Origin of the sequence: Streptomyces canus (assembly GCF_030816965.1) — a bacterium.
Taxonomy (GTDB): Bacteria; Actinomycetota; Actinomycetes; order Streptomycetales; family Streptomycetaceae; genus Streptomyces; species Streptomyces canus_E.
Genome location: NZ_JAUSYQ010000002.1, coordinates 734161 through 749916, shown reverse-complemented (window position 1 = coordinate 749916; position 15756 = coordinate 734161). Strand labels below are relative to the sequence as shown.

Annotated in this window: 14 protein-coding genes and 2 pseudogenes; 10 read left to right on the top strand and 6 right to left on the bottom strand. The window is 70.4% G+C overall.

The features are described 5' to 3' along the window. Positions 1 to 65 precede the first annotated feature (65 nt). The 3 genes and pseudogenes from QF027_RS04400 to QF027_RS04390 form a co-directional block, all read left to right on the top strand. Positions 66 to 245 (top strand): annotated as a pseudogene (locus QF027_RS04400) (PaaI family thioesterase); the annotation flags it as partial. A gap of 131 nt (positions 246 to 376) precedes the next feature. Beyond that, the gene (locus QF027_RS04395) at positions 377 to 1282 is read left to right on the top strand and encodes an aminoglycoside phosphotransferase family protein (protein ID WP_307072748.1); all 906 of its coding nucleotides are present in this window, start codon (positions 377 to 379) and stop codon (positions 1280 to 1282) included. Between the two features lie 502 nt (positions 1283 to 1784). After that, complete coding sequence (locus QF027_RS04390) at positions 1785 to 2618, top strand: alpha/beta fold hydrolase (RefSeq protein WP_307072746.1); 834 nt, start codon at positions 1785 to 1787, stop codon at positions 2616 to 2618. Between the two features lie 173 nt (positions 2619 to 2791). On the opposite strand, the pseudogene QF027_RS04385 reads toward QF027_RS04390, so the two are convergent. After that, a pseudogene (locus tag QF027_RS04385) lies at positions 2792 to 2913 on the bottom strand (TetR/AcrR family transcriptional regulator); the annotation flags it as partial. A 212-nt stretch (positions 2914 to 3125) separates the two neighbouring features. On the opposite strand from QF027_RS04385, the gene QF027_RS04380 reads away from it, so the two are divergent. After that, entirely contained in the window at positions 3126 to 3599 is a 474-nt protein-coding gene (locus QF027_RS04380) for a winged helix-turn-helix transcriptional regulator (protein WP_030618018.1), read from the top strand. Between the two features lie 16 nt (positions 3600 to 3615). On the opposite strand, the gene QF027_RS04375 is transcribed toward QF027_RS04380, so the two are convergent. After that, entirely contained in the window at positions 3616 to 3696 is an 81-nt protein-coding gene (locus tag QF027_RS04375; protein ID WP_307082274.1) for a hypothetical protein, read from the bottom strand. On the opposite strand from QF027_RS04375, the gene QF027_RS49515 reads away from it, so the two are divergent. Further along, the gene (locus QF027_RS49515) at positions 3674 to 4234 is read left to right on the top strand and encodes an alpha/beta fold hydrolase (protein WP_373432400.1); all 561 of its coding nucleotides are present in this window, start codon (positions 3674 to 3676) and stop codon (positions 4232 to 4234) included. The genes QF027_RS04375 and QF027_RS49515 overlap by 23 nt on opposite strands. Here QF027_RS49515 and QF027_RS49510 read toward each other — a convergent pair. Together QF027_RS49510 and QF027_RS04365 are read right to left on the bottom strand one after the other, a co-directional pair. Further along, positions 4130 to 4453, bottom strand: coding sequence for a poly(ethylene terephthalate) hydrolase family protein (locus tag QF027_RS49510; protein ID WP_373432491.1), 324 nt, complete (start codon positions 4451 to 4453; stop codon positions 4130 to 4132). The two genes, QF027_RS49515 and QF027_RS49510, sit on opposite strands and share 105 nt — an antisense overlap. Beyond that, the gene (locus QF027_RS04365; RefSeq protein WP_306985861.1) at positions 4389 to 4754 is read right to left on the bottom strand and encodes a hypothetical protein; all 366 of its coding nucleotides are present in this window, start codon (positions 4752 to 4754) and stop codon (positions 4389 to 4391) included. Before QF027_RS04365 ends, QF027_RS49510 begins: the two co-directional genes overlap by 65 nt. Positions 4755 to 4964: 210 nt before the next feature. Between QF027_RS04365 and lpdA the strand changes: the two genes are divergently transcribed. The 4 genes from lpdA (at position 4965) to QF027_RS04345 (ending at position 11714) form a co-directional block, all read left to right on the top strand. Further along, complete coding sequence (lpdA, locus tag QF027_RS04360) at positions 4965 to 6377, top strand: dihydrolipoyl dehydrogenase (RefSeq protein WP_307072744.1); 1413 nt, start codon at positions 4965 to 4967, stop codon at positions 6375 to 6377. Positions 6378 to 6976: 599 nt separating this feature from the next. Beyond that, positions 6977 to 7759 (top strand): oxygenase MpaB family protein, encoded by a 783-nt coding sequence (locus QF027_RS04355; protein ID WP_307082272.1) that lies wholly within the window; start codon positions 6977 to 6979, stop codon positions 7757 to 7759. 61 nt (positions 7760 to 7820) lie between these two features. Continuing rightward, positions 7821 to 10070 carry a serine/threonine-protein kinase gene (locus QF027_RS04350; protein WP_307072742.1) on the top strand — a complete coding sequence of 750 codons (2250 nt, stop codon included), beginning with the start codon at positions 7821 to 7823 and terminating at the stop codon, positions 10068 to 10070. A 72-nt stretch (positions 10071 to 10142) separates the two neighbouring features. Further along, on the top strand, positions 10143 to 11714 hold the full coding sequence (locus QF027_RS04345; RefSeq protein ID WP_307072740.1) for a phytoene desaturase family protein: 1572 nt from the start codon (positions 10143 to 10145) through the stop codon (positions 11712 to 11714). Positions 11715 to 12236: 522 nt separating this feature from the next. Here QF027_RS04345 and QF027_RS04340 read toward each other — a convergent pair. Next, entirely contained in the window at positions 12237 to 13046 is an 810-nt protein-coding gene (locus tag QF027_RS04340; RefSeq protein WP_373432079.1) for an SDR family NAD(P)-dependent oxidoreductase, read from the bottom strand. Between the two features lie 54 nt (positions 13047 to 13100). Between QF027_RS04340 and QF027_RS04335 the strand changes: the two genes are divergently transcribed. After that, positions 13101 to 13952 carry a helix-turn-helix transcriptional regulator gene (locus QF027_RS04335; protein WP_307072736.1) on the top strand — a complete coding sequence of 284 codons (852 nt, stop codon included), beginning with the start codon at positions 13101 to 13103 and terminating at the stop codon, positions 13950 to 13952. Between the two features lie 4 nt (positions 13953 to 13956). Here QF027_RS04335 and QF027_RS04330 read toward each other — a convergent pair whose 3' ends face one another. Then, complete coding sequence (locus QF027_RS04330; protein ID WP_307072733.1) at positions 13957 to 15720, bottom strand: serine hydrolase; 1764 nt, start codon at positions 15718 to 15720, stop codon at positions 13957 to 13959. Positions 15721 to 15756: the final 36 nt, after the last annotated feature.

The following is a 15756-nucleotide window of genomic DNA, read 5'->3' as shown; positions in this document are numbered from 1 at the left end:
TGGACCGGTGCCGGTTCCAGACTGAGCGAAGCGGCGTTGGGCCGGTACGGCGGCTGAGTCCCCCTCTAACCGTGAAGTTCCTCCGGCGGATCACGGTGGACACCGGCAAGGTCCGCGCCATCGGTACGGTCGTCGACAGAGGACGGCAAACCGCTCTCGCCCAGGCGCATTTGGTCGACGAGGCGGACCGCCTGCTCGCCCACGCCACCAGCAGCTGCATGCTCTTTCCCCTCTCCGCGCCCTGATCCGCTAAAGGCAAGGCCGTGGCCGGGAGAGCTGCCCGGTGCGACCCGCATGCGGCGGACAAGCAGACGTACGGCATCGATGAGCTCAGAAATGGGTTGCGGCTCAAGATCGTGACGCGAATGCTTCCCCCATGAAGATGCACGCCAACCAGCTGACCGTGTCATCTGAGACGGTGCGCATATTGGTAGAGCGGCAGTTTCCTGAGTGGCGGAACCTGCCAGTCAGGGGCATCGCGGCGCAGGGCACGGTCAACGCCGTCTTCCGTATTGGCGACCGGTTCGCAGCCCGATTTCCTCTTGAGGCCGCAGACGTCGAGTCGACGCGGCGCTGGCTGAAGTCCGAGGCGGAAGCGGCTCGCGAGCTGGCAGGTCGCACGCGCTTCCCGACGCCCGAGCCGGTCGCGCTCGGTGAACCTGGGGCAGGTTATCCGCTTCCGTGGTCGGTGCAGACGTGGCTGCCCGGCGTCGTGGCCGCCGACGAGGACCCTGGCGAATCGTCTGCGTTCGCCCGTGACTTGGCCGATCTCATCGGCGAACTGCGCGCGATCGACACGCATGGCCGCACGTTCGCCGGCACAGGTCGAGGAGGCGACCTGCGGTCCCATGACGCGTGGATGGAGACCTGTTTCAGACACAGTGAGCAACTCCTGGATGTCCCTCGGCTGCGCCGTATCTGGGCGACTTTGCGTGATCTGCCGCGAGGTGCAGCTGAGGACGTCATGGCCCATTGCGATCTGATTCCTGGCAACGTGCTCGTGTCCGCCGGTCGGCTTGCGGGGATTCTCGACGTCGGCGGCTTCGGGCCGGCTGACCCTTCGCTGGATCTGGTGAGTGCGTGGCATTTGCTCGAGGCTGGGCCGCGGCAGGTGCTCCGTGATCACCTGGGGAGCGACGACCTTGAATGGGAGCGAGGCAAGGCGTGGGCTTTCGTTCAAGCGATGGGATTGGTCTGGTACTACGTCAAAAGCAACCCGGTCATGAGCCGGACGGGTCAGCGATCCTTGGAACGCGTCCTGGCGGACAAGTCACCCGCGTGACTTGAGGCAGTTGCCGGTCGCGGGTGAGGAACCTTGATGGGGAGGCTCCCGCTAATCAAATTACGTTCATCATTCCAAGTGGCTGTTCGGCGGTTCGCAAGCGGGGCCGTTGCCCTGCACGTGTCACGCCTCGTGGCCGGTGGCCCGCATGACGGTGATGTCCTCGTCGCTCCAGTGTCTCGCCCACGCCACCCCGGTGCTCCGCACCGGCGTCTGTCGCATCGGTTGGCGCTGGGGGCAGGTCATGGTCATGGTGTCCGACCCGGCCGCCAGTCGGTGTGTCCCGGCGGCGTGACCTCGCGTGCGGCGCATCTCTTGCCAAGCACATTAAAGTATGGTCATAATTCAATGGTCGGCGTGATGCTGAAGGCTCAACCGGACAGGGTTCCGACCCCTGCGGGCCTTCTGCCGTTGACGGAAAACTGACTGCAGCCGCAGTCCGGAAATCCCCATGCGGAAGGGCACGGCCGTGAACAACGCACATGGAGCAGGAGGCGACGTGGTGACGTCGTACAGGAAGGCGCCCACCCACACCGTCACCGCCGGGGCGGTGACCTTCGCCTACCGTGACCTAGGCCCGAAGACCGGCGTCCCGGTCATCTTCATCACCCACCTCGCCGCGGTCCTCGACAACTGGGACCCCCGGGTCGTCGACGGCATCGCCGCCAGGCATCGCGTCATCACCTTCGACAACAGGGGCGTCGGCGCTTCCAGCGGCTCGACACCGAAGACCATCGAGGAGATGGCGAAGGATGCCGTCACCTTCATCCGGGGACTCGGGCTCGAGCAGGTCGACCTGCACGGCTTCTCGATGGGCGGCATGATCGCCCAGGTGATCGCGCAGAACGAACCGCGGCTGGTACGCAAACTGATCCTCACGGGCACCGGCCCGGCGGGCGGCGAGGGCATCAAGAACGTGACGCGACTGTCCCATCTGGACACCGTCCGGGCCCTGTTCACCCTCCAGGACCCGAAGCAGTTCCTCTTCTTCACCCGCACCGCGGGCGGGCGCCGAGCCGGAAAGCAGTTCCTGGCCCGGCTCAAGGAGCGCACCCACGACCGTGACAAGGCGATCTCCCGCACGTCGTACTTCTCCCAGCTCAAGGCCATTCATCGCTGGGGACTCGCGCAGCCGCAGGACCTCTCCGTCATCCGTCAGCCCGTGCTCGTCGCCAACGGCGACAACGACAGGATGGTGCCCACGAAGAACTCGTACGACCTGGCCCGGCGACTGCCGGACGCCGACCTGGTCGTCTACCCCGACGCCGGCCACGGAGGCATCTTCCAGTTCCACGAGCGGTTCGTGGCGGAAGCCCTCGACTTCCTCGAGCGGTAGTGGGCGTAGGGGGGCGAGCGGCGCATGTCGCCGGGAGTGGCCGGGCCGGACGCCCGGAAGGCTCCTCGCATCCGGGCTCGGCTGGATGCCTTCGCGCACCGCTCGCCGCAAGCTGACGTCGAACAGCCGCCGTCGTTGCGGCGCGGTCGTGCCTCTCGGTCGATGAACGTGCGGGCGTCCGCCGTCAGCGTCGAGATGCCCGAGCCGTCTATCCCGTCCTGTTTGAACCGGTGGCCGGCCTTCTCGATGATCCGTTGCCGCGTCACCTGCTTGTGCCCTTGGCGTAGCGCGTCACGGGCTTACTCCCGTCGCGTGAGGCTGTTGCCCGGCAGGCTGAGCCTCAGCCCATGGCCTGACGTCCATAATATTACATCCGTGAGGCAATGCTGTGGCGGTCGGCGACCCGAGGTGACGCTCGGCGCCGGGTGGCTGAGTCTCTGAAAGTAAACTCAAACGGTTAGAATCGCTCACATGGATGCGTGGACCGAAGTTCTCCAAGACACCGGCATGGATCCCCGGCTCGACCGGGACACGTCGAACTGTTCGATCGCGCGGACACTTGAGGTCGTGGGGGAGAAGTGGACGATCCTGATCTTGCGTGAGGTCTGGTACGGCTCGTCCCGGTTCAGCGAGTTCGAACGGGTCCTCGGTTGCCCTCGTAACCTCCTCGCGGCACGGCTTCGGATGCTGGTGGAGGAAGGGATCCTGGCCACCGAGACCTACAAGGAGCCGGGCTCGCGGAGCCGGCCGAAGTACGTGATCACGTCCAAGGGGATGGATCTGGTGCCGGCCGTGATGGGGCTGCTGCAGTGGGGCGACCGCTACCGGGCCGACCCCGAGGGGCCCGCGGTCCTGGCGCGCCATCGCGAGTGCGGTGCGCACGTCGACGTGCAGATCCGCTGCGAACAAGGCCATCCGGTGCAGGCGAAGGACATCGAGAGCGTCCCCGGCCCGGCCTTTCGCGTGAGGTCGCCCGAGTGACCTGAGGACGCCTCGGTCAGTTTTCCGTCGTCGGGCCGCTCTGTCGTGAACGCGCCTGATGGAAGCGGACCTTCGTGCGGTTTCCGCAGCGGGACATGGAGCACCGTCGGCGGGTTTCGGGCGGGCGAGCGGTCCAGGAAACGCAGAGCGCAGCGGTCGGCTCCACAGACGCGTACGCGCCGGATCTCGGCGGACAGACGCAGGTCGACGGCGTCCACGGCTGGCCGCAGAACTCCGACTGCTGGCGGCCGGTACTGGCGGATCTCGCCGCCGACTACACCGTCGTTGCGCCCGACCTGCGTGGATACGGCCTGAGCGACAAACCCGCCACGGGATACGACAAGCGGCGGATGGCAGCCGATGTGGCAGGCCTCGTCGAGGTGCTCGGCTTCGAGCGGGCCATGGTCGTGGGCCACGACCGCGGCGCCCGCGTGGGGCACCACTGGGCACTGGACCGCCCGGACCAGGTGGAGCGGCCGGCCGTGCTCGACATCGTTCCCACTCGGAAGGTGTCCCGCCGCCTGGACGTCTTACTCGCCTCCGGATACTGGCACTGGCTGTTCCACCATCGCGGGCGCCCTGCCGCGGACTCTCGTCGTCAGATCCCGGACGAGCACGGGGGTCATCCTGAGTGAGGCGAGCGGGCCCAGCGCGAGCGCGGAGGCCAGCCCGTCGGTGAACGGGCACTGGGCCACGGCCGCGCGCAGTTCGGGATGGCGCGAGGCGACGGTGATGCCGTGCCCGCCGCCGAAGGAGCTGCCCCAGACCGCGACGCGGGAGCGGTCGACGTCAGGACGGGGCTTGGCGTGGGCGAGGGCGGCGTCCCAGTCGGCGAGCTGCCGCTTGGTCGACAGGAGCGGGCGCGGGGTGGCCGCCGCTGTCGCCGAAGTGCCGGTAGGTGAAGGCCACGGCGGTGATGCCGGCCTGTGCGAAACGCTCGGCGAGGGCGTCCAGGCGCATCTCGCGGGTTGCGCCCAGCACGTGCCCGAGGACGACGACGGGCGGGGAGGTGATGCCCGTGGGGAGGTAGAGCCCCCCGGCGCAGGTGCTGTCACCGGAGGGAAACGTGATGTCGTGACGGGTGAAGGAGTGAGCGGCCTGTGCGCCTGTCCATGCGGGGCGCCGGTCCGCCGTCGATGATGGCGGAGCGGGCATAGATCACGGCGCCGGGGCGCTGAAGGGGACGTCCGGGGAACCGCTGCCGAGGTGGTGCACCATGTGGTCGCCTCACTCGTCCTCCACCGCTTCCCCGGCGGCGGGCGGTGGCGGATGCCGCCGTTGCCGAGTTGATGACCAGGTTGTTCGATCGGGTGTGAGTCGGCCCCTCGCGGGGAGCCGGCCGCCCCAGCGGAAAGGAACCCGTCCATGGACGAGCAGGGTGAGCGCTTCGACGTCGTCGTACTCGGCGCGGGCCCCGGCGGATACGTAGCCGCCATCCGGGCCGCCCAACTGGGCAAGAGCGTTGCGGTCGTCGAGGAGAAGTACTGGGGCGGCGTCTGTCTGAACGTGGGCTGTATCCCCACCAAGGCCCTGCTGCGCAACGCCGAGCTCGCGCACCTCTTCACGCGCGAGGCGAAGACCTTCGGCATCAAGGTGGACGGTGAGGTCTCCTTCGACTACGGGGAGGCCTTCCGCCGTAGCCGGAAGGTCGCGGACGGCCGGGTCAAGGGCGTCCACTACCTGATGAAGAAGAACAAGATCACGGAAATCAGCGGTCGCGGCACGTTCCTCGACCCGCACACGCTCCAGGTGGCCGACTACGACGGCAACACCCGGACCATCGGCTTCGACCACTGCATCATCGCCGCCGGGGCGAGTCCCAAGCTGCTGCCCGGCACCCGCCGTACCTCCCGCGTGGTGACGTTCGAGGAGCAGATCCTGGCCGAGGACCTGCCGCAGTCCATCGTGATCGCGGGTGCCGGCGCGATCGGTGTCGAGTTCGCGTATGTGCTGCACAACTACGGCGTGAAGGTGACGATCGTCGAGTTCCTGGACCGGGTCGCACCGCTGGAGGACGCCGAAGTCTCCGCCGAACTCGCCAAGCAGTACCGGAAGCTGGGCATCGACGTCCTCACCTCGACCCGCGTCGAGTCGATCGACGAGTCCGGCCCGCAGGTCCGCGTCACCGTCACCGGCAAGGACGGCGCCCAGCACGTCCTGGAGACGGACAAGGTCCTGCAGGCGATCGGCTTCGCCCCGAACGTCACCGGGTACGGCCTGGAGAACACCGGCGTGCGCGTCACCGAGCGCGGCGCGATCGACGTCGACGGCCGTTGCCGCACCTCCGTCCCGCACATCTACGCCATCGGCGACGTCACCGCGAAGCTGATGCTCGCGCACGCCGCCGAGGCGATGGGCGTGGTCGCCGCCGAGACGATCGCGGACGCGGAGACCATGGAGCTGAACTACGTGATGATCCCGCGGGCCACGTTCTGCCAGCCGCAGATCGCCAGCTTCGGCTACACCGAGGCGCAGGCGAGGGAGAAGGGCTTCGACGTCCAGGTCGCCAAGTTCCCGTTCACCGCGAACGCCAAGGCGCACGGTCTGGGCGACGCGACCGGCTTCGTGAAGCTGATCAGCGACGGCAAGTACGGTGAGCTCCTCGGCGGTCACCTGATCGGCCCGGACGTCACCGAACTTCTCCCCGAGCTGACCCTGGCCCAGCAGTGGGACCTCACCGTCCACGAGGTGGCCCGCAACGTCCACGCCCACCCGACCCTGGGCGAGGCGGTCAAGGAAGCCGTCCACGGCCTCGCCGGCCACATGATCAACATGTAGCAGGAGGCCTTCGACGAGGCGGGGACAGGGCCCGTGGGCGCTCGGATCGGTTCCGCGAGCCCGAGCTGTCAAGGGCCCTGATCCATGGGTGAGGGCGATCCGGGGTGGGCGTGGGTTGTCGGCCGGAACCATTCGCGGCAACCGGCGCTCATCCATGCTCGGCAACTCCCTGACAGTCGGCCCGACCGTGGGAGGTGCCAGCAGGCGAACGCCTTCGTTCCCACCCCGGCGCGGCCCGCGCACTCGGAGAGCTCGTCGGCGCTCTCGGTCAGAGGACGGTGGCCGTCGCGTTCGGCGGGTCCAGCGCGATCATCGTGCTTTTCCCGGGACGGTCGCCGGCCCCAGAGAGGATCAGCTCGGGGAGGCCGGCGACTGGATTTCCTCCAACGGGGCCGCGCATCCCTCTACGAGGGAATGACCCAGCGGCGTTGTGGGAACGATCCGCAGTGACCTCGTGTTCGGGGAGCGGTGTGATGCTCTGGAGACAGGTGGAGGCTGTGGTCACACCTGGGCGTGCGGCAGGCGCAGCCGGCTTCGAGGCCGGCGACCCCGGGCTGTTCACCCCGGACTCGGTGACCTGGCAGTTGCACGGCGACCCGATGATGTGGGTCGCCGGCATTCGCGCGCTCTACCTCCAGGCCCTGCATCCGCGCGCGCTGCGCGGGGTCATGCAGAACTCCGACTTCCGGCGTGAGGCCTGGGGCCGGCTGATGCGCACCGCCCACTTCGTCGGCACGACGACCTACGGCACCACGGAGGCCGCGGAGAAGGCCGGCGCCCGGGTCCGGAAGATCCACAGCATGCTCGGCGCGACCGACCCCGACACCGGCGAACGCTACGGCGTCGACGAACCCGGACTCCTGCTCTGGGTGCACTGCGCCGAGATCGACTCCTACCTCCAGGTCGCCCGCCGCTCCGGCTTCCGCCTCACCGACGAACAGGCGGACCGCTACATATCCGAACACCGGGTCAGCGCCCGCCTGGTGGGCCTGGACCCCGACGCCGTACCGGCGAGCCAGTCGGAGATGACCGCCTACTTCGAGAGGATGCTCCCCGAACTCGCCGCTACGCCCGAGGCCCGCGAAGTGGACGACTTCCTCCGCCGCCCGCCGACGCACCCCCTCCTTGTCCCGGCGCGTGAGGTGCTCTGGCGGCGCGTGGCCCAGCTTGCGTACGCCGCCCTGCCGCCGTACGCCCACGAGTTGTACGGCAGGAAAGCGCCCGAACCCACCACCGTCACCCGCCAGTTGCGCGCCACCGGCACCCTGCTGCGCTGCGTTCCCGCACGTCTGCGCTGGCAACTCCCGCCCAAACACATCCTCCGCGCCATGGCCCGCCTCGGCCCCGGCTCGCGGCCCGCCCCGTACAAACTCGGACGATAGGTCGCCATACTGGACGAGCCATGGGAGGGCGGGGCGAACTTTACGGGGGCGGTCGCAGGAGATGGGGGACAGCAGGCTCATCCAGGGGCGGTACCGGCTGCTCGATCTGATCGGGCGCGGCGGCATGGGCGAGGTGTGGCGGGCGCGCGACGAGTCGCTGGGCCGCCATGTCGCCGTGAAGTGTCTCAAGCCGCTGGGCCGGCAGCACGACCAGACCTTCACCCGGGTCCTGAGGGAGCGGTTCCGGCGCGAGGCGCGCGTGGCCGCCGCCCTCAGCCACCGCGGCATAACGGTCGTCCATGACTTCGGCGAGTCCGACGGCGTCCTCTACCTGGTGATGGAGCTCCTGGACGGCCGCAACCTCAGCCAGCTCCTGGAGGACAACAAACAGCACCCGCTGCCCGTCGCCGATGTCGTCGAGATCGCCGACCAGGTCGCCGCCGCCCTCGCCTACACCCACCAGCAGGGCATCGTGCACCGGGACCTGAAGCCCGCGAACATCGTCCGGCTCACCGACGGCACGGTGAAGATCTGCGACTTCGGCATCGCCCGCCTCGGCCACGACGTCGACTTCACCTCCCGGCTGACCGGCACCGGCATCGCGATGGGCACCCCGCACTACATGTCGCCGGAGCAGATAGGCGGTTCCGAGGTCGACCAGCGCAGCGACCTGTACTCCCTGGGATGTGTGCTGTACGAGATCGCCACCGGGGCACCGCCGTTCGACCTGGAGGACGCGTGGGCGATCCTCGTCGGCCACCGCGACACCCCACCCCGGCCACCGCGCAGCCATCGTGCCGAGCTCCCGGAGTACCTCGAGAAGGTCATCCTCGACCTGCTGGCCAAACAGCCCGAACAACGCCCGCACGACGCACGTGAGCTGGGCCGCCGGATCACCCTGGGCCGCACCACCCCGGCGTACGTGCCCACCGTGGTGACCCCGCGGCCCGACTTCCGGCCGCAGGAGTCCGCCGAGCCCTCCCGCCCCCGCGAGACCCGGCTGCCGTCCTGGACCCGCGGCATGACCACCGGCCACAAGGCCACCGGCGCCGGCCTCGTCACCACACCCCCGGACACCGGGGCCGGTCTCACCGGCGAGTGGATCGCCCGCCCAGCCACCGGCCGCACCGAGGAACCCCTGCCGGACGAGCCGCCCGTGCCCTCCGCGCAGGCCCTCGCGGTACTCGCCGGACGCCACAACGCGGGGCTCAGCCTCGGACGCCTGGGCCGCTGGGCCGAGGCCGGCGAGGTGCACCGAGCGGTCGCCGCCGAGCGCGAGCACCTGCTCGGCCCCGACCACCCCGACACCCTCGCCAGCCGCTACGAGGTCGCCTTCACCCTCAGCCGCACCGGCCGCGCCGCCGAGGCCCTGCGCGAGTACAAGCACGTGGCCGCGAGCAGAACCCGCGCCCTGGGTGCCGATCACCCCGACACCCTCGCCGCCCGCCAGGAAATGGCATACGTCCTCGGCCAGTTGGGCCGCCACTTCGACGCCCACCAGGTCTACAACTCGGTGCTCACCGCACGGGAACGCGGTATGGGCCCCGACCATCCCGACACCCTCCGCTGCCGCCACAACCTCGCCTTCAACCTCAGCAGGCTCGGCCGTCTGGAGGACTCGTACCGCATGGCCTGCGAGGTGGCCACCGCCCGCACCCGGGTACTGGGCCCCCATCACCCCGACACGCTGGTCACCCGTTACGAAGTCGCCTACGCGCTCGGCCAGCTGGGGCGCTGGGCGGAGGCTCTGCGGACCTACCACGAGGTCGCCGAAGCCCGCGCCCAGGCCCTCGGTCCCGACCACCCCGACACCCTCGCCGCCCGCTACGAGGTCGGCATCAGCCTCGGGCGCCTCGGCCGCAGCGCGGACGCACTCCAGCTCTACCGCGATCTGATCGAGGACCGCACCCGCATCCACGGCCCCACCCACCCCGAGACCCTGCGCGCCCGGCACGGCCTCGGCGTCAACCTCGGCCGCCTCGGCCGCTGGGAAGAAGCCCTCGCCGAGTCCCGTGACGTGTGCGCGATCCGCGAACGTGTCCTCGGGGCCGACCACCCGGACACCCTGGTCAGCCGCCGCGAGGTCGCCGTGGGTCTGGGCTGGCTGGGCCGCTGGGCGGACGCCCTCACCGAGTACCGCAGTGTGGCCACCGCCCGCGAACGCGTCCTCGGCGCCGACCATCCCGGCACGCTCGCCAGCCGCAACGACGAGGCCCACTGCCTGGAGCAGCTGGGGCGGGGTGCGGAGGCGGTGGAGCTGTACCGCCGGGTGGCGGTCCTGCGGCAGCAGCGGGCGTCGGGAGCGCAGTGACCGAGACCAGCGCTGTGGGCCGGCTGCGGTCCACCTCTGGCCGACCTAGATCACCACGTGTTACGAAGAACCATGCCTGCACACGAGGGACACCACCGCAGCTACGACGCCGTCATCGTCGGCGGGGGCCACAACGGACTGGTCGCCGCCGCCTATCTGGCCCGGGCCGGGCGGTCCGTACTGGTGCTCGAGCGGCTCGGGAACACCGGGGGCGCCGCGGTTTCCACGCGGCCGTTCGCGGGGGTGGACGCCCGGCTGTCGCGCTACTCGTACCTGGTCAGCCTGCTGCCCAAGAAGATCGTCCGCGACCTCGGCCTGGACTTCCGCGTCCGCACGCGCAATGTCTCCTCGTACACCCCCGTGGAACGCGACGGCACGCCGACCGGTCTGCTCGTCGGCGGCGGAGAGCGCCGCACCAGGGAGGCCTTCGCCCGGCTCACCGGTGGCGAACGCGAGTACCAGGCCTGGCAGCGGTTCTACGACATGACGGGCCACGTCGCGCAGCGGATCTTCCCCACCCTCACCGAGCCCCTGCCCACGCGGGACGAACTGCGCCTGCGGGTGGACGACGAGGAGGCGTGGCGGGTCCTGTTCGAGGAACCGATCGGCGCAGCCGTCGAGGAGCGTTTCGCCGATGACCTGGTCCGGGGCGTCGTCCTGACCGACGCGCTCATCGGCACCTTCGCCGACGCCCACGACCCCTCCCTGAAACAGAACCGCTGCTTCCTCTACCACGTGATCGGCGGCGGGACCGGCGCCTGGGACGTCCCCGTCGGCGGCATGGGCGCCCTCACCGACGCCCTGGCCACAGCGGCACGGGACGCGGGCGCTGTTCTCGCCACCGGGCACGAGGCCGTACGGATCGACACGGACGGAAGCGCGGCGGAGATCACCTATCGCACGGCCGACGGAGAGGGCGCCGTCGCGGCCCGGCACGTCCTGGTGAACGCCTCACCGCAGCAACTCGCCGTGCTCACCGGCGACCAGCCGCCCACCCCCGCCGAGGGTGCCCAGCTCAAGGTCAACATGCTGCTCAAGCGCCTGCCGCGGCTGCGCGACAGCGAGGTCGACCCGCACGAGGCGTTCTCCGGCACCTTCCATGTCGCCGAGGGCTACCGGCAGCTGGCCACCGCCCACGCCCAGGCTGCCGCCGGCCGGCTTCCCACCGCACCGCCCTCCGAGATCTACTGCCACTCCCTCACCGACCCGACGATCCTCGGCCCGGACCTCGTCGAGCAGGGCTACCAGACCCTCACCCTGTTCGGCCTGCACACCCCGGCCCGGCTCTTCGACCGGGACAACGACGCCGTACGCGAGGAACTCCTCAAGTCGACCCTCGCCCAGCTCGACGCCCACCTCGCCGAGCCGCTGGCCGAGTGCCTGGCCACGGACGCGGACGGCCGGCCCTGCATCGAGGCCAAGACCCCGCTCGACCTGGAGCGGGACCTGCGGCTGCCCGGCGGCAACATCTTCCACCGGGAGCTGTCCTGGCCGTACGCCCAGGAGGGCACCGGCCGCTGGGGCGTGGAGACCCGGCACGCGAACGTGCTCCTGTGCGGGGCGGGCGCCGTGCGCGGCGGCGGGGTGAGCGGCGTGCCGGGGCACAACGCGGCGATGGCCGTGCTGGAGGAGCTCGCGGGCTGACACACCTCGCAGGTAGGCGCGTGTCATCGGGCGGGGCTACCGCGTCCCGCGTGTGTGCGCCGGTCCCGGGCCCGGCCGCCTGTCTTCAGGCTGGGCTGCTGCGTCCCGCTGCATGCGGCTGTCTTGGAGCCGGGCTGCCGCGTTCCGCCTGCGTGCGCCTGTCTTCGGGCTGGGCTGGTGCGCTCTGTCTGCGTGTGCCTGTCTTCGGTCCGGGCTGGCGTGTCCCGTCCGGTTGCGGCTGTCTTTGAGCCGGGCTGCCGTGTCTCACCTGCGTGTGCCTGTCTTCGGGCTGGGCTGGTGCGCTCTGTCTGCGTGTGCCTGTCTTCGGTCCGGGCTGGCGTGTCCCGCCCGGTTGCGGCTGTCTTTGAGCCGGTCCGGCGCGTCCTCTCTGCGTACGCCTGGCTTCGGGCTCGGCTGCTGTGTCCCGTGCCTGGGGGCTTATCCTCAGGGCGACTGCCGTGTCCCGTTCGCGTGCGTCTGCCCTCAGACCGGCTGCCGTGCGCCGCTCGCGGCGCCCACCCCTCACGCCCGGCTGCCGCCGTCGACCCGGAGCACCACTCCGGTGACGTACGAGGCCCGGTCGCTCAGCAGCCAGGCCGCGGCTTCGGCGATCTCGGCCGGGTCGGCGCCCCGCCCCAGCGGTGTCTGCGCGACGAGCTGCTCGACGATGCCGGGGGAGTTCGCCTCCCATTCGTCGATCATCTCGGTCAGCGTGGTGCCCGGGGCGATGGCGTTGACACGGATGCCCTCCGGGCCGTAGGTGGCGGCGGCCGACGCGGTCAGGCTGTTGACCGCCCGCTTGGCGGCGCCGTACGCGGGCAGCCAGGGGTTGGCCATCAGGCTGCCGACACTGGAGTTGTTGACGATCGCGCCGGTGCCCGCGGTGGCCCGGATGGCGGCGATCTCGGCATTCATCGCCAGCCAGGGGCCCTTGAGGTTGACGGAGATGACGTGGTCGAAGTCGGCCTCGGACAGCTGGTCCATCGGGCTGGGCTGCTGGATGGTGGCACCGTTGTTGAAGGCGATGTCCAGCCTGCCGTACAGCTCGACGGCCCGGTCCACGGCGGCCTGGACGCTCATCGGGTCGGCCAGGTCGCACAGGACGTAGTCGGCGGTGCCGCCCGCCGCCCGGATCTCCTCGGTCACGGCCTTGAGCTGGGTCTCGGTGCGGGCGGCGAGCAGAACGCGGGCGCCCTCCCGGGCGAACAGCCGTGCGGCCGCCGCGCCGATGCCACGTCCGGCACCGGTGACGAAAGCGACCTTGTCGGCGAGCAGAGGTGTGATCGTGTGGTGGGTCATGCCGACGAGCCTCTCCCCGGCCGCGATCCTCATCCAGGCACAGGTGGTACCTGGCTGGGTGGCCCGGAACCCGCGCACACTGGGAACGTGGACCGACAAGAACTGGCCGACTTCCTGCGCAGCCGACGCGAGCGCATCACCCCCGCCGACGTGGGCCTGCCCACCGGACCGCGCCGCCGCACTCCGGGCCTGCGCCGCGAGGAGGTGGCACAGCTGGCGTACATCTCCACCGAGTACTACACCCGGCTGGAGCAGGCGCGCGCACCCCGTCCCTCCCTCGAGGTCCTGGCCCAGGTCGCCCGCGCCCTACGCCTGTCGGACGCCGAACGCGACCACCTCCACCATCTCGCCGGCACCCCGCCGGGCCCGCCGCCGGGCCCCTCCCGCGAGGTCCGCCAGAGCATCGTCGACCTGCTGCACCGGCTGCCGCAGGCCGCCGCGATCGTCATCTCGGCCACCCACGAGGTCATCGCCTGGAACGACCTGGCCGCGGCCCTCATGGAGGACTTCTCCGCGCTTTCCCGCCGCGACCGCAACCTCGTCCGGCGCGCCTTCCTCGGCCCGCACCCGGAGGGCAGGCGGTTGTACGGGGTGTCGGACGCGGAGGAGTTCGCGGTCTCCTCGGTGCAGCATCTGCGCGCCGCCTCCGCCCGCTATCCCGACGATCCCGAGCTGACCGGTCTGGTGGAGGAACTCCTCGACGGGAGCGAGGAGTTCGCCCGGCTGTGGGCCGCCCACGACGTCGCGTCCCGGCCCACCCTGTGCAAGACGTTCGACCATCCCGTCGTCGGCCCGGTCGCCGTCAACTGCGACGTCCTGGACATCGCCGACCGCGACCAGCGCGTCGTGATCTACACGGCCACTCCAGGTTCCCCGTCCGAAGAGGCGCTACGACTGCTGTCGGTCGTCGGCACCCAGCGACTGGACGTCCCCGGCTGAGCCGTCAGTCCCCGGACGCGGTCCAGCCGACGGCCTCGATCCGGGCCGCGTCCGCGGGACGTGACTCGTCGAACAGGACGCAGTCACCCGTGCCGATGCGCAGCCCGTCGACGTACGCACCCCGGCCGGCGTACAGCCGGTCGCTGGAGTACCGCCAGCGCAGCGCGAGTCGGCGAGCTGCCGGGAGGCGGGCCGAGAGCCGGTACCAGGTCCGTCCCGACCAGCCGGTGACCGAACCGCCGGGGTGATCCTGCGCGCCGTCGTGCTCCGTGGTGAACGGCACCGGCTGCCAACTCGCCCCGCCGTCCGTCGTGGCCTCCAAGGTCAGGGTGTCCGCGGGCTCGATGTCCCACCACAGCGCGCACCGCAGCCGCGTGTCGCCCGACGACGTGTCCAGCGCGGGCAGCGTGAGGGTGGCGTCCGTGGCGTTCGCCATCCCGGAGAACCATGCCGTACGGCCATGAGCCGGGCGGACCGCCACCGCGCGGGCCATGCTGTTCCCGGCGGCCACCCGCGGAGCCGATCCGGAGCGCCAAGTGCGCACCGGATGGACCGAGTTGCCGAGCACGATCAGGAAGGAGTCGGTCGTCGGGTCGAGCACCAGCGAGGTGCCGGTGAAGCCGGTGTGACCCGCCGTGCGCGGCGTGGCCATCGCGCCCATGTACCAGTGCTGGTAGAGCTCGAAGCCGAGCCCGTGCTCGTCACCGGGGAAGGCGGTGTTGAAGTCGGTGAACATCAGCTCCACCGACTCCGGGCGCAGGATGCGGGCCTTGCCGTACGTTCCGCCGTTGAGCAGGGTGCGGCCCAGCACCGCCAGGTCCCACGCGTCGGAGAACACCCCCGCGTGACCGGCGACCCCGCCGAGGCTGAAGGCGTTCTCGTCGTGCACCTCGCCCCACACCAGCCCCCGATCCAGACCTGACCAGGGCTTACGGGCGTCCTCCGTGGCGGCGATCCTCGGTCTCCAGGAGGCCGGCGGGTTGTAACGGGTGCTGGTGAGGCCGAGCGGTGCGGTGATCTCCTCGCGCAACAGGACATCCAGCGCCCGGCCCGTGATGCGCTCCAGCACCAGGTGCAGCGAGATGAGGTTGAGGTCGGAGTAGAGATAGGTCGAGCCCGGCGGGTTGAGTGGCGCCTGGTTCCAGACGAGCTGGAGCTTCTCCTCGTACGTCGGAGCGTTGTAGAGCGGGATCCAGGCCCTGAACCCCGAGGTGTGCGTGAGCAGTTGACGAATCGTGATGTCCTGCTTGCCCGCCGCTGCGAACTCCGGGAGGTAGGCGGCGACCTTGCCCTCCAGCTCCAGCGCGCCCCGCTCGATCTGCTGCACGGCGAGGAGCGAGGTGAACAGCTTCGACACCGAGGCGAGGTCGAAGACGGTGTCCTCGGCCATGGGGATCTGCCGGCCGGCCGGGAACTCGACGCCGCTGTCCGTCTTCTCGTCGTACGACTGATAGCGCACCGCCATCCCGACGGGCCGGTGCAGGGCCACCGTGCCGCCGCGCCCGGCGAGCAGGACGGCGCCCGCGTACCAGGGGTGTTTCGGCGAGGGGCCGAGGAACGTCTCGGCGTCGGTGACGAGTTGGCGCAGGTGGGCGGGGAGGAGCCCCGCCCGTTCGGGGGTGCCGTGGCGGAGGGCCGGGTGGCTCCTGGAGGCCGCCGCTTCGGCGGGGCCCGCGGGAAAGGGGGCGACGGCGAGCGCGCCGCCCAACGCGAGGGCCCTTCGGACCAGCTGACGGCGGGTCACTCCGGTGCTCACCTCATCGGCCATCGTCGAACTCTATCCGGCGACCTGAATCTGACGGAG